Below are 12396 nucleotides of genomic sequence, written 5' to 3'. Positions count from 1 at the left end.
GCCCGCCAGCCCGCCAGCGCGCACGGCGCGCACGCTCACGCGGCGGCGAGGTACTCGTCCCAGTCCGCCTGCGTCCGCTCCATGCCGCGCACGACCCAGCCGACCCCGTGTGGCGGCTTGGGCGTGACGAGCAGCTCCCAGCCCATCTCGTGCGGGGTGCGGTCGCTCTTGAGGTTGTTGCACTTGAGGCAGCACGCGACGAGGTTCTCCCAGCTGTCCGCCCCGCCCCGCGACCGCGGCTGCACGTGGTCGATCGTCGTCGCCGACCGCCCGCAATACGCGCAGCGGTGCGAGTCGCGCCGCATGACGCCGCGCCTCGAGACGGGGATCTGCCGTGTGTGCGGGATGCGCACGTACCGTGTCAGCACGATCACGGACGGGCGATCCCAGGACATCACCGCCCCGAGCACGGGGTGTTCCGCATCGGCGGCGACGACGGTCGCCTTCTGGCTCATGACGAGGACGAGGGCCCGCCGGTCGGACACCACGGCGAGGGGCTCGTAACCGGCGTTCAGGACGAGAGTGCGCATGCTTTCCCTTTCGAAGCACCCTGGACGGCTTCCAGGGATTCGATCTCTCGGGGCTGCGCAGGACCGACGGGCCCACCGATACGAAAAAAGCACCGTCACGGGGACGGTGCTCTGTCACATGGCGGGGTGTCGTATGTGCTCGTGCGACAGCGCACCCATGGTGCGGGTGGCGGTCGAACGATTCATGTGACGCTCCTGGTCTCAGCGGAACTCCGAGAGCGCCAGGCTAACCCCGGAAGAGCCGCGCTGCCTAGGGGCAACACGACTCTTCACAGGGTGTTCAGGCGCAGGAGGCGCGGGTCGCCTACGCCCCGTAGCGCACGTAGTGCACCGCGCTGGTCCAGAGCGGCCGCACACTAACCGACCCGCCGGGCTTGGGCGCGTCGAGGATCATGCCGTTGCCCGCGTAGAAGCCGTCGTGCGACCCGTCGTTGAAGATCACGACGTCTCCGGGCTGCGCCTCGGCCGCCGAGATCGGCGTGCCCATCGCGCCCTGACGCGTCACCGAGTGCGGCAGCGAGATGCCGTACTGCGAGTAGACGTACATCACGAAGCCCGAGCAGTCGAAGCCGGCCGGGGTCGCTCCGCCGAAGACGTAGGGCGTGCCGACGTACTGCAGTGCGGTGTTGTAGACGGCGCTGAGGCTGAACGCACCGGGCGTCGCCACGGTGCCGGTCGTCGAACTCGCCGAGCTCGCGGCGGCGGCGACGTTGTCGGCGGCCGTCGGGCCCGTGTAGCTGGCGTAGCTCGCGGCCAGGGCGGCACGCTCGGCTTCGCGCTGGGTGGCCAGGGCCGCCGCGTTGAGGTCCGCCTGCGACGTCGCCGTGTAGCCGTCGCGGGTGGCGTCGGCGAGGGCGACGTCGTCGCCGACGGCGACGCTCTGCGCGTGACCGGTCGAGGCGCTCGTCGACGAGGCGCCCACGCTCGGGCCGTTCGCCGCGGCGGGGTTGGACGCGAAAGCCGGGAGGGCCATCGTGCCGATGAGACCGGCGGTGAGGGTCATGACGGTCACCGACACCACGCTGCGCTTGACCGAGGGCCGGCCCGAGCGGGCGGGTGCGGCAGCCGCAGCAGCTTGCGCGCGCCGCAGCGACGAGCGGGTCGGCAGATCGGCGGGGGTCCGGGTGGCGACGGTGCGGTTCGGGCGCACGTCGGGGTCGTTCTCTGAGCCGGGAAGCGTCAAGGGGATGGGTCTCCTGCGTCTCGACAGCTCTAGGGAAGCTGTCCCGTCCGTTCGTTCGTATCGCGACGACACACGGCAGGAGACGGGCGTGAGAGACGTCCTGCCACGGGTCCGGCGGCCGGTTCAGCGGCCTGGGGACTCAGCGACTGTAGCCCAGGGACCCGTGTGAAATCATCCTCGCGGGGGACATTTGTAACGAATCGGTAAAGGACTGCGTGATCCGGCACGGATCGCAGGAGGCGCGGCGCCCGCACGCAAGAATCGAGCGTGCCCCGTCGGTGCGGTCAGAGCCCGACGTAGATGTGCTGTGCGACCTCGGTCGGTAGTTCGAGACCTTCGTCGTACCCCTCGACCTTGACGAAGACGTACGAGCCCGCCGAGCGGACGGTCGCGAGGCCACCGGGCAGCACACCCGCGCCCTGGAGCTGCTGCAGCAGCTCGGGCTCGAACTGGACCGGCTCGGCGAGGCGGCGGATGGGACGCGTGACGCCGTCGGGGTTCTCGGCGAGCACGGCCACCAGGTTGACGACGCCGTCGAGGAACCGCCCCGCCGGCGAGTCGCCGAGTTCGTCGAGCCCGGGGATGGGGTTGCCGTAGGGGGACTCGGTCGGGTGGTCGAGCATGTCGAGGAGGCGACGTTCGACCTGCTCGCTCATCACGTGCTCCCACCGGCAGGCCTCGTCGTGGACGTAGGCCCAGTCCAGGCCGATGACATCGGCCAGCAGGCGCTCGGCGAGGCGGTGTTTGCGCATGACGTGCGTCGCCTTCGTGCGCCCGTCGTGCGTGAGCTCGAGGTGTCGGTCGCCGGACACGACGACGAGACCGTCGCGTTCCATGCGCGCGATGGTCTGCGACACGGTCGGACCGGAGTGGCCGAGACGCTCGGAGATGCGCGCACGCAACGGCACGATGTTCTCTTCTTCGAGGTCGAGGATCGTGCGCAGGTACATCTCTGTGGTGTCGACGAGATCGGTCAACAGGGGCCTCCCGGTGGAACACGTGGACTACCCCGCCAGCCTACCGGCTGCATGCTGGGCCCCGCGCCGCGTCACTAGGATCGAGCCCATGGCGGACATCCGGATTCCCACTGACCTCTTGCCCACCGACGGCCGCTTCGGCTGCGGCCCCTCGAAGGTGCGGGCCGCCCAGCTCGAGCACCTCGTCACGGCCGGGGCGACGATCCTCGGCACCTCGCACCGCCAGGCCCCCGTGAAGGACCTCGTCGGCCGCGTCCGCGCCGAACTGGGCGAGCTCTTCCGGCTGCCAGAGGGCTACGAGGTCGTGCTCGGCAACGGCGGCTCGACGGCCTTCTGGGACGCTGCGGCGTTCGGCCTGGTCGAGAAGCGCGCCGAGAACCTCTCGTTCGGCGAGTTCGGCTCCAAATTCGCCAAGGCCAACGCGGCCCCGTGGCTCGAGGCCCCGCACGTGATCACCGCCGAGGGCGGGTCGCTCGCCGAGGTCGAGGTGCTCGAGGGCGTCGACGTCTACGCCTGGCCGCACAACGAGACCTCGACGGGAGTCATGGCCCCGGTCACGCGGGTCGCCGGCGACCCCGGCGCCCTGACCGTCGTCGACGCGACGAGCGCCGCGGGCGGCGTCGACTTCGACGCCTCGCAGGCCGACGTCTACTACTTCGCCCCGCAGAAGAACTTCGCGAGCGACGGCGGCCTGTGGTTCGCGCTCTTCTCGCCCGCCGCCCTCGAACGCGTCGAGCGCATCGCGGCGAGCGGTCGCTACGTGCCCGAGTTCCTCAGCCTCAAGAACGCCGTCGACAACTCGCGGCTCGACCAGACGCTCAACACCCCCGCCCTCAGCACCCTGCTCCTGCTCGAGGACCAGACCCGCTGGATGCTCGACGCCGGCGGCCTCGCCTGGGCCGACGCCCGCACGCGCGAGTCGTCGTCCGCGCTGTACGACTGGGCCACCGCCTCCGACTACGCCACCCCGTTCGTCGTCGACCCGTCGCACCGTTCGCAGGTCGTCGCGACCATCGACTTCGCCGAGTCGATCGACGCGTCCGCCATCGCGAAGACGCTTCGTGCCAACGGCATCGTCGACACCGAGCCATACCGCAAGCTCGGCCGCAACCAGCTGCGCGTCGCGACGTTCACGGCCATCGAGCCCGACGACGTGCGCCAGTTGATCCGTTCGATCGAGTACGTCGTCGACGCCCTCTGATCGATCGCGCGCACGACGAAGGCCCCGACACGATCGTGTCGGGGCCTTCGTCGTGCCCGACCCGGACGCAGGAGGCGCGGGTCGAGCTCCGTCGACTACTTCCGTCGCCTGCTCAGGGGGTCTTCGTCCTCGCCGTCCCAGTCGTCGTCGTGCGAGTCGTCGTCGAGGTCGGCCTCGGGGTGCGCGCCGGGGACGACGGGTGCGTCCGCCTGATCGGAGTCGTCGTCGTCACCGTCCGTGTCGTCGACGAGGTCGTCGATGTCGACGCCGTCCACGTCGCCGCCGTGCACGATCGAACCGTGCACGCCGTCGGAGTCGTCCGACTCGTCCTCGTCCTCGTCGTCGGAATCGTCGTCGTAGGAGTCGTCGTCGTCGGACTCGTCGTCCTCGGACTCGTCGCCGTCCTCGTCGCCGTCGTGCGCCTCCTGGGCCTTCATCTCGGCGAGGCGATCGGCCCACGGCACCCAGTCCGGGGCCAGCAGGGCACCGTCGCCGGGCATCAGCTCGGCCTCGAGCACCGAGGGCTCTTCACCGTCGAGGTGGGCGACGCTGACCGTCCAGTGCCAGCCCGGGTAGCCGGGCAGCAGCGTGGCGAAGCGCACCGAGGTGACGCCGGCCTCGTCGTCGACCGGCTCGACCTCGGCACCGATGGTCTCGTCCGGCGTGATCTCGGTGAGGGCGCGGCGGGCGAGTTCGGACCAGGGCGTGCGCGTGGCGGCCTCAGGCATCGAACGAGTCCGCGACGGTGCGGAGCAGGACCGCGATGCGGGCGCCGTTCTGCGGGTAGCGGCCGTGACGCAGGTCGCCACCGGCCTTGTCGAGCACCTTGACCAGGTCTTCGACGATGACGGCCATGTCGTCGGCGGAGCGACGGTTCATCTTCGCCAGGCTCGGAGCGGCCTCGAGCACGCGGACCGACAGGGCCTGCGCGCCGCGCTTGCCGTCGGCGATGCCGTACTCGAGGCGGGTTCCCGCCTTGACACCCACGGTGCCGGCGGGCAGGGCCGACGCGTGGAGGAAGACCTCTTGGCCGTCATCGCTGCTGATGAAGCCGAAGCCCTTCTCGTCGTCGTAGAACTTGACCTTGCCGGTGGGCATGACTGGACCTCTCGTGAAGACGGGTGACCCTGGGGGTGGGTCGCCCCAGCTTAGATCGCCGGGTAGGGCCGCACCGCACTATCGTTGACCCGTGGCCAAGAAGATCGAACCGAGTGCGCCCTCTGCCGTCAATCGTACAGAGCGCGTCCTCCTCTTCATGATCCTCGCCATCGTCGTCGTCTCGGTCCTCGCGTTCTTCACGAGGCTCGTCGGCACGGCGACGGGTGTCACCGACTTCACCGCGGGCGTCTGGCCCGCTCTCACGATCCTGCCCCTCATCGGGCTCCCGATCGCCTTCGCGATGCTCCTCGCATTCGTGGTGGCGAGCGCCGTGCGTCGCAGCCGCGACTCACGGGGCACCAGACGGTAACCGCAGACCCGGGCTGCACGACGGCTGGAGGCCCCCACCATGGCTAGTGCACTCGACCTCGCGGGCGTCCTGCGCTCCGTCGGCGACGACGACCTCCTGCGGCGCCTCGCGCGGCGGCAGGTCCGGGCGTCGAGCGTCCACGACGCGTTCGACCTCGCGGACGTCCTGCTCGAGCCGGCCAGCGTGCGCGACGCCCTCGCCCACCTCGATCGCGTCGCGCTGATCGTCCTGCAGGTCGTCCGGGTGCCGGGCGACGTCGACGCCGTGCACGAGCGCATCGAGGCCGCCTTCGAGGTCGACCGCGAGACGGTGGCGGCCGCGCTCGACCGCGTCGACGAGGCGTTCCTCGTCGTGCGTCGCGGCGACTCCGTCGCGACCCTCGACGCCGTGGGCGAGCGCCTCGACGACGACCCCGCCCTGACCCTCGAGGTGCTGACCTCCGAGCGACCGCCGGTGGTGCTCGAGACCGTCCTCGACCAGGCCCGCGACGACGCCGACGCCCGATCGGCCGAACGGCTGTACGCCGTGGTCATCGAGGTGGCCGAGATCCTCCGGGCCCTCGAGCAGTCGCCGGCGCGCGAGCTCGCGAAGGGCGGCCTGGCGCTGCCCGAGACGAGGCGGCTCGCCGAGGCCGCCCGCATCGACGTCGACGACGTGGCCACGGTGCTCGCCATCGCCGTGCGGGCCGGGCTGGCAGCCCCGAGCCCCGACGGCTGGGTCGTGGCCGCCGACGCGACCGACTGGCTCCGCGCCTCCTGGCCCGACCGGTGGCAGACGCTGACACGGGCCTGGCTGAGCTCGCTGCCGGCCGAGATCCTCACGGTGCTCGAGCAACGCGTCGACACGTCGTGGGGGCTGCCGCTGCGCGAGTTCTCCGAGTGGTCGTACCCGGCAGGGGGCAGCTGGATCACCGATCGCATCTCCGCGTTCTCGCGCAGTGCCGAGGTGCTGGGCCTGACCTCGGACGACACACCCACCTCGGCCGCCGTGGCCCTGTTCCGCGAGGGGCCCGCGGCCGCCCGCACCCGCGTCGCCGCCCTGCTGCCGGACGCCGTCGAGCAGGTCTACCTGCAGCACGACCTCAGCGTCGTGTCGCCCGGGCCCCTGTCGCCGGCCATCGACGCCCGGCTCCGCGTCATCGCGGTGGTCGAGAGCGCCGGCCTGGCGGCCACCTACCGCATCACCGAGGGCGGGCTGCAACGCGCCCTCAGCGAGGGCGAATCGGCCGAGACGCTGCGCGAGTTCCTCGGGGGCATCTCGTCGACGGGCATCCCCCAGCCGCTCGACTACCTGATCCAGCAGAGCGCCGAGCGGCACGGCCGCTACCGCGTGAGCGCCGTGACGCCGGGCAGCGCCCCGGCCGGTGCGCCGGGCGACGCCCTGTCGATCGTCGTCGCCGACGACCGCGCGAGCCTCGACACCCTCGAGGTCGACCAGTCGCTCTCGCCACTCGCCCTGACCCGGATCGATGCGACGACCGTCGCGAGTCGATTCGAACGCGACACCGTCTTCTGGTCGCTGAACGACGAGCGGTATCCCGTCGTCGTCGTCGACGCCGACGGTGCCGAGGTCGTCCCGCCGTCCCGCCGCCGACCGCGGCGTCCGGCCCCGGTCGAGACGCGCGACCCGTTGCGCGAACTGGTCCGGCGGCTGCACAGCGACGAGGGTTCCGGTGACGAGTCGACCGACCGCGCCTGGATCGCCCGCCAGCTGGACGCCGCCGTGAAGGGCCGGTTGACGGTCACGGTGACCGTCGCGATGCCCGACGGCAGCACGACCACGCTCGACATGGAGCCGACGGGCATCGGCGGGGGACGCGTCCGCGGACGCGACAAGAAGTCGGACGTCGAACGCACCTTGCCGTTGAAGAACGTGGTGGCGGTCGCGAGTCGCGACTGAGGCGCGCGGCCCTCGTCGGCCGACCCGCGCCTCCTCGTCCGGAGGCGGCCCCCACCCGGCTGTGAGAGGCGGCAGGAGGCGCGCCTAGACTCGTCCCTCATGACCGGACCCCTGATCGTGCAGAGCGATCGCACCGTCCTGCTCGAGGTCGCCCACGAGCAGGCGGAGGACGCGCGACACGACCTCAGCGTCTTCGCCGAGCTCGAGCGCGCCCCCGAGCACGTGCACACCTACCGCATCACCCGGCTCGGGTTGTGGAACGCACGGGCGGCCGGGCACACCGCCGACGACATGCTCGGCACCCTCGAGAAGTACAGCAAGTTCCCGGTGCCGCAGAGCGTCAGCGTCGACATCGCCGAGACGGTCGCGCGCTACGGTCGCATCGTCATCGAGCGCGACGGCGACCAGTTGCTGCTCCGCGGCACCGACAGCTCGGTGCTGAGCGAGGTGACCCGTGCCAAGAAGGTCGGTGAGCTGCTCGGCGTCAAGCGGGCGGACGATCTGTGGGAGCTCCTGCCCTGGGCGCGCGGCGAGGTGAAGCAGCAGCTCGTCAAGCTCGGCTGGCCCGCCGAGGACCACGCCGGTTACACGCCCGGCACCCCTCACGCCATCGACCTCGACGAGAGCGACTGGCACCTGCGTGACTACCAGCAGAAGGCGATCGACAACTTCTTCGAGGGCGGCTCCGGCGTCGTCGTGCTGCCCTGCGGTGCCGGCAAGACGCTGGTCGGCGCCGGGGCCATGGCGGCCGCCGGCACCACCACGCTCATCCTCGTCACGAACACGGTCTCGGCGCGTCAGTGGCGCGACGAGCTGCTCAGGCGCACCTCGCTCACCGAGGACGAGATCGGCGAGTACTCGGGCTCGGTGAAAGAGGTCAAGCCGGTGACCATCGCGACCTACCAGATCCTCACGGCCCGCCGCGGGGGCAAGTACACCCACCTCTCGCTGCTGGACGCGCTCGACTGGGGTCTCGTGGTCTACGACGAGGTGCACCTGCTGCCGGCGCCGGTCTTCAAGCTGACCGCCGAGTTGCAGGCCCGTCGCCGCCTCGGCCTCACCGCGACGCTCGTGCGCGAGGACGGCCGCGAGAGCGACGTCTTCAGCCTGATCGGCCCCAAGCGGTTCGACGCCCCCTGGAAAGAGATCGAGGCCCAGGGCTTCATCTCGCCGGCCTCGTGCTACGAGGTGCGGGTCGACCTGCCCCAGGAGGCGCGGCTCGAGTACGCGGCGTCCCCCGACGACGAGCGCTACCGCATGGCCGCGACGGCCCCGGCCAAGCTCGACGTGGTCAAGCACCTCGTGGCCCGACACGACGGCGAGCAGATCCTCGTCATCGGCCAGTACCTCGACCAGCTGGACGAGCTCGCCGCCGTGCTCGACGCCCCGACCCTCACCGGCAGCACGCCCGTCGACGAACGGGAACGCCTCTACCAGCGGTTCCGCGACGGCGACCTCAAAGTGCTCGTCGTCTCGAAGGTGGCCAATTTCTCGGTCGACCTGCCCGAGGCGACCGTGGCGATCCAGGTCAGCGGTTCGTACGGGTCGCGTCAAGAAGAGGCGCAGCGCCTCGGCCGCCTGCTGCGACCGAAGAAGTCGGGCCTGCCGGCCTCGTTCTACACGCTCGTCAGCCGCGACACCGTCGACCAGGACTTCGCCCAGAACCGCCAGCGCTTCCTGGCCGAGCAGGGCTACAGCTACACGATCCTCGACTCGCCGGTGGTCGCCGCATGAGCGACGAGCGGGGCGCCGACCTGCCGTTGGGCGACGACGAGCTCTGGCGTGACAGCCTCCGCCGGGTGTTCGCCGCGGACCAGGCCCCGTTCGCGACCTTCGGGCCGCTCGTGGCCTCGCTCGACCACGACGCGATGGAGTTCCGCGGCCAGAGTGCGCGATTCGCCGAGTGGGACCCGTCGGTGGTCGTGTCGGTCGCACGCACCTACGAGGTGCAGGGAGGCCTGCACGCGGGTGCGACCCTGAGCATCGTGACGTGGAGCCCCGACCCCGAGGTCATCGAACGCAGCGACCTGCTCGCCGGGTCGCCCGTCAAGGACCACCTGTTCGCCGGCCTCACCGCGATCGGTGCCACCGACGACGCCTCCGAGGCCCAGGTCGTCGCGGCCTCGGTCGAGGAGTTCCCCGGCTGGCAGATCACCCGCGCCTCCGGCTACACCGCGGTGCTCGAGCGACGCGAGGGCGTGGACTTCACCCTGGCCGTGCCCGACGAGTTGCTCGAGCTCACCACGCGCATCGCGCTCGTGCCGAACGTGGAGTGGTCCGACCCGACGGCCTGACGGCGGACCGTCCGGCGTCCTGAGGGCTGACGCTCCGTCGACGTGCGGGGGGCTCGCCTCTCGCTCACAGGAAACGCCGAGGAGGCGCGCAGATACTTGGGCGCATGAGTGACGGCCCCAAGATCCTGATCGTCGACGACGAACCGAACATCCGCGACCTGTTGACCACCAGCCTGCGTTTCGCGGGCTTCGCCGTCCGTGCGGTCGGCAACGGTGCACAGGCGATCTCGGCCGTCCTCGAAGAAGAACCCGACCTGATCATCCTCGACGTGATGCTGCCCGACATGAACGGCTTCGGCGTCACCAAACGACTTCGCTCGTCGGGCTACACCTCTCCGATCCTCTTCCTGACGGCCAAGGACGACACCGAGGACAAGATCACGGGCCTCACCGTCGGCGGCGACGACTACGTCACCAAGCCGTTCAGCCTCGACGAGATCGTCGCGCGCATCAAGGCGATCCTGCGTCGCACGATGAACGAGGACGAAGACGCGATCATCCGCGCGGGCGAGCTCACGATGGACCAGGACACCCACGAGGTCACGATCGGCGAGACCGCCATCGAGCTCAGCCCCACCGAATTCAAGCTCTTGCGCTACCTCATGCTCAACCCGAACCGGGTGCTGTCGAAGGCGCAGATCCTCGACCACGTCTGGGAGTACGACTTCAACGGCGACGCCGGCATCGTCGAGAGCTACATCTCGTACCTGCGTCGCAAGCTCGACCAGTTCTCGACCGAGCCGATCATCCAGACCAAACGCGGGTTCGGCTACATGCTCAAGGCCTCCAAGGCCTGATCCCACGTCACCGCACGACGACGCCCGACCGTTCCGCACGGTCGGGCGTCGTCATGCGCCCTGCGACCGGCGGGGCGCGCCCAGCCGGCTCCGATAACGTCTGACCTCATGCACGCTCGCCTCTCGCAGTGGTGGAACGAGATCTCCATCCGCACCAAGATCACCGGTATCACGGTGACCCTGGTCACCCTCGGCCTCGTCGTCGCCGGTCTCGGCACGATGACGGTCCTCAGTACGTACCTCATGGGGCAGGTCGACACGTCGCTGCGGAACTCGGCGACGAACTTCACCAGCGCGTCCTTCGACCAGGCCGACTCGCGATCGTGCACCGTCAACTTCGCCGGCCTGACCAGCAGCTACGTGGCGATCCTCGACGACGAGGGCGATCTCATCTGCGATACCCGCTCCCAGTTGTCGAGCGCCACCGACGCCCCCGACCTCTCGGGCGTCGGCATCGCCGGCGCTCCCCTCGACGAGGCGTTCAACCGGTACAACGCGTCCCGCGACAACGAATGGCGACTCTTCGCCCACGCGGCCAACCTGCGTTCGACGGACGCCCAGGGCAGCGTGACGACCGTCCCGGCCGTCATCGTGGCCGGCACCAACCTGGCGGGGACGAACGCGACCATCGGGCGCTTCGGCGGCATCTTCCTGGGCTTCGGTCTCTCGGTCGTCGTGCTCGGGGCCGCGCTCACCCGTCTGCTGGTCACCTCGACCTTCGCGCCCCTGCGCGACGTCGAGGCCACCGCGGCTCGATTCGCCGACGGCGACTTCACCCAGCGACTCGACTCGACGACGCCGAACACCGAGGTCGGGCGGCTCAACCGGTCGCTCAACACGATGCTCAATCGGATCGACAGCGCGTTCGACGACCGCGCCAAGACCATCGACCAGATGCGGCGCTTCGTCGGCGACGCCAGTCACGAACTGCGCACCCCGCTCGTGTCGTTGCGCGGTTACGCCGAGCTGTACCGCATGGGCGCCCTGACCAAGCCCGAGGACGTCGCCCAGGCGATGGACCGCATCGAGAAGGAGGCCATCCGCATGGGCGTGCTGGTCCAGGACCTGCTCGCGCTGGCCCGCCTCGACGAGTCCAAGCCCCTCGAGCTCGGTCCCGTGGACCTCGTCCAGCTCGCCCGCGACTCCGCACTCGACACGATGGCGTCGAACCCCGACCGTGACATCGACGTGATCGTCCTCGAACCGGTCGCCCCGACGTTCGACGCGCCGGTCGAGGGTGACGAGGCGGCCACCGACGGTCGCCTCCCCCCGACCGCTCCCCCGGCCGCGACCACACCCCCCGTGCCGGGCACGCCACTCGGGGGTGCCGTGCCCGGGGCGACGGGGCCGATCTCGTTCGCGGGCGCGACCCTCGCGCGCCTCCGCAGTCTGCGGGCCCGGGCCGTGCGCAACGGCGACACGGCCACCGCCGCGCAGCTGCAGGACGAGGTGCAGCGGTTCGAGGCCCCGGCCATCGTGCACGGCGAAGAGAACAAGATCCGTCAGGTCATCACCAACCTGATGGGCAACGCCATGCGGTTCACCGAGCACGACAGCCCGATCGAGCTCGTGGTGCAGTCCGACCCCGGGCGCGGCGTCGCCACGGTCGCCATCGTCGATCACGGCGAAGGCATCCCGCCGCAGATCCGCGAGAAGATCTTCCAGCGCTTCTGGCGTGCCGACTCGTCGCGCACCCGCGACACGGGCGGCAGCGGGCTGGGCCTGGCCATCGTGTCAGGCATCGTGGCGGCTCACGGTGGCTCGGTCGACGTCGACGACACCCCCGGCGGTGGTGCGACCTTCCGGGTCGCCCTCCCCCTGATGCCGGCCGACGCGGCCACTCCGGTCGAACCCGCCGCCACCGCCTAGCCCGACCGGCCCCGGCGCCCGGCGCCCGGCGCCCGGCGCCGCGCGTTACCGTCCCGCAACGCCAGGAGATGGACACCGCACCACGTTTTCTCGTGGTGCGGTGTCCATTTCCTGGTGTCGTCAGGAGCCGACGCCGAAGGGCGGCTCCCCCGGAGGGGAACCGCCCTTGAGCGTGTGC

12 protein-coding genes are annotated in these 12396 nt (G+C 70.6%); 7 read left to right on the top strand and 5 right to left on the bottom strand.

What is annotated here, in order from left to right:
* Positions 1 to 35: 35 nt before the first annotated feature.
* The 3 genes from EDF50_RS08200 to EDF50_RS08190 all read right to left on the bottom strand — a co-directional run bounded on the left by EDF50_RS08200 (position 36) and on the right by EDF50_RS08190 (position 2690).
* Positions 36 to 530, bottom strand: a complete 495-nt coding sequence (locus EDF50_RS08200; protein ID WP_123519084.1) for an HNH endonuclease — start codon at positions 528 to 530, stop codon at positions 36 to 38.
* A gap of 304 nt (positions 531 to 834) precedes the next feature.
* Complete coding sequence (locus EDF50_RS08195) at positions 835 to 1680, bottom strand: C40 family peptidase (protein ID WP_148076790.1); 846 nt, start codon at positions 1678 to 1680, stop codon at positions 835 to 837.
* Positions 1681 to 1997: 317 nt separating this feature from the next.
* Entirely contained in the window at positions 1998 to 2690 is a 693-nt protein-coding gene (locus EDF50_RS08190) for a metal-dependent transcriptional regulator (RefSeq protein WP_123519082.1), read from the bottom strand.
* An 88-nt stretch (positions 2691 to 2778) separates the two neighbouring features.
* On the opposite strand from EDF50_RS08190, the gene serC reads away from it, so the two are divergent.
* Positions 2779 to 3891 carry a phosphoserine transaminase gene (gene serC / locus EDF50_RS08185; protein WP_123519081.1) on the top strand — a complete coding sequence of 371 codons (1113 nt, stop codon included), beginning with the start codon at positions 2779 to 2781 and terminating at the stop codon, positions 3889 to 3891.
* Between the two features lie 95 nt (positions 3892 to 3986).
* On the opposite strand, the gene EDF50_RS08180 is transcribed toward serC, so the two are convergent.
* On the bottom strand, positions 3987 to 4619 hold the full coding sequence (locus tag EDF50_RS08180) for a DUF3027 domain-containing protein (RefSeq protein ID WP_123519080.1): 633 nt from the start codon (positions 4617 to 4619) through the stop codon (positions 3987 to 3989).
* The gene (locus EDF50_RS08175) at positions 4612 to 4989 is read right to left on the bottom strand and encodes a cold-shock protein (RefSeq protein ID WP_043593516.1); all 378 of its coding nucleotides are present in this window, start codon (positions 4987 to 4989) and stop codon (positions 4612 to 4614) included. Before EDF50_RS08175 ends, EDF50_RS08180 begins: the two co-directional genes overlap by 8 nt.
* 91 nt (positions 4990 to 5080) lie before the next feature.
* On the opposite strand from EDF50_RS08175, the gene EDF50_RS08170 reads away from it, so the two are divergent.
* The 6 genes from EDF50_RS08170 (at position 5081) to EDF50_RS08145 (ending at position 12218) form a co-directional block, all read left to right on the top strand.
* On the top strand, positions 5081 to 5359 hold the full coding sequence (locus EDF50_RS08170) for a hypothetical protein (protein ID WP_123519079.1): 279 nt from the start codon (positions 5081 to 5083) through the stop codon (positions 5357 to 5359).
* A gap of 39 nt (positions 5360 to 5398) precedes the next feature.
* Entirely contained in the window at positions 5399 to 7258 is a 1860-nt protein-coding gene (locus tag EDF50_RS08165) for a helicase-associated domain-containing protein (RefSeq protein WP_123519078.1), read from the top strand.
* Between the two features lie 99 nt (positions 7259 to 7357).
* Positions 7358 to 8992 (top strand): DNA repair helicase XPB, encoded by a 1635-nt coding sequence (locus tag EDF50_RS08160; protein WP_123519077.1) that lies wholly within the window; start codon positions 7358 to 7360, stop codon positions 8990 to 8992.
* Positions 8989 to 9552, top strand: a complete 564-nt coding sequence (locus tag EDF50_RS08155; RefSeq protein WP_123519076.1) for a hypothetical protein — start codon at positions 8989 to 8991, stop codon at positions 9550 to 9552. Before EDF50_RS08160 ends, EDF50_RS08155 begins: the two co-directional genes overlap by 4 nt.
* 104 nt (positions 9553 to 9656) lie before the next feature.
* On the top strand, positions 9657 to 10349 hold the full coding sequence (locus EDF50_RS08150) for a response regulator transcription factor (protein WP_054146826.1): 693 nt from the start codon (positions 9657 to 9659) through the stop codon (positions 10347 to 10349).
* Between the two features lie 108 nt (positions 10350 to 10457).
* Complete coding sequence (locus EDF50_RS08145) at positions 10458 to 12218, top strand: cell wall metabolism sensor histidine kinase WalK (RefSeq protein WP_123519075.1); 1761 nt, start codon at positions 10458 to 10460, stop codon at positions 12216 to 12218.
* Positions 12219 to 12396: the final 178 nt, after the last annotated feature.

The organism is Frigoribacterium sp. PhB24, from assembly GCF_003755185.1.
In the GTDB taxonomy this organism is placed as follows: domain Bacteria; phylum Actinomycetota; class Actinomycetes; order Actinomycetales; family Microbacteriaceae; genus Frigoribacterium.
Note: the sequence above shows the minus strand (reverse complement) of the source record. Positions and strands in the feature narration are given on the sequence as shown.

Coding starts and splice junctions, on each gene's coding strand:
- EDF50_RS08145 (WP_123519075.1), top strand. CDS start 10,458: ATGCACGCTCGCCTCTCGCAGTGGTGGAACGAGATCTCCATCCGCACC.
- EDF50_RS08150 (WP_054146826.1), top strand. CDS start 9,657: ATGAGTGACGGCCCCAAGATCCTGATCGTCGACGACGAACCGAACATC.
- EDF50_RS08175 (WP_043593516.1), bottom strand. CDS start 4,989: ATGCCCACCGGCAAGGTCAAGTTCTACGACGACGAGAAGGGCTTCGGC.
- serC (WP_123519081.1), top strand. CDS start 2,779: ATGGCGGACATCCGGATTCCCACTGACCTCTTGCCCACCGACGGCCGC.
- EDF50_RS08165 (WP_123519078.1), top strand. CDS start 5,399: ATGGCTAGTGCACTCGACCTCGCGGGCGTCCTGCGCTCCGTCGGCGAC.
- EDF50_RS08155 (WP_123519076.1), top strand. CDS start 8,989: ATGAGCGACGAGCGGGGCGCCGACCTGCCGTTGGGCGACGACGAGCTC.
- EDF50_RS08160 (WP_123519077.1), top strand. CDS start 7,358: ATGACCGGACCCCTGATCGTGCAGAGCGATCGCACCGTCCTGCTCGAG.
- EDF50_RS08200 (WP_123519084.1), bottom strand. CDS start 530: ATGCGCACTCTCGTCCTGAACGCCGGTTACGAGCCCCTCGCCGTGGTG.
- EDF50_RS08180 (WP_123519080.1), bottom strand. CDS start 4,619: ATGCCTGAGGCCGCCACGCGCACGCCCTGGTCCGAACTCGCCCGCCGC.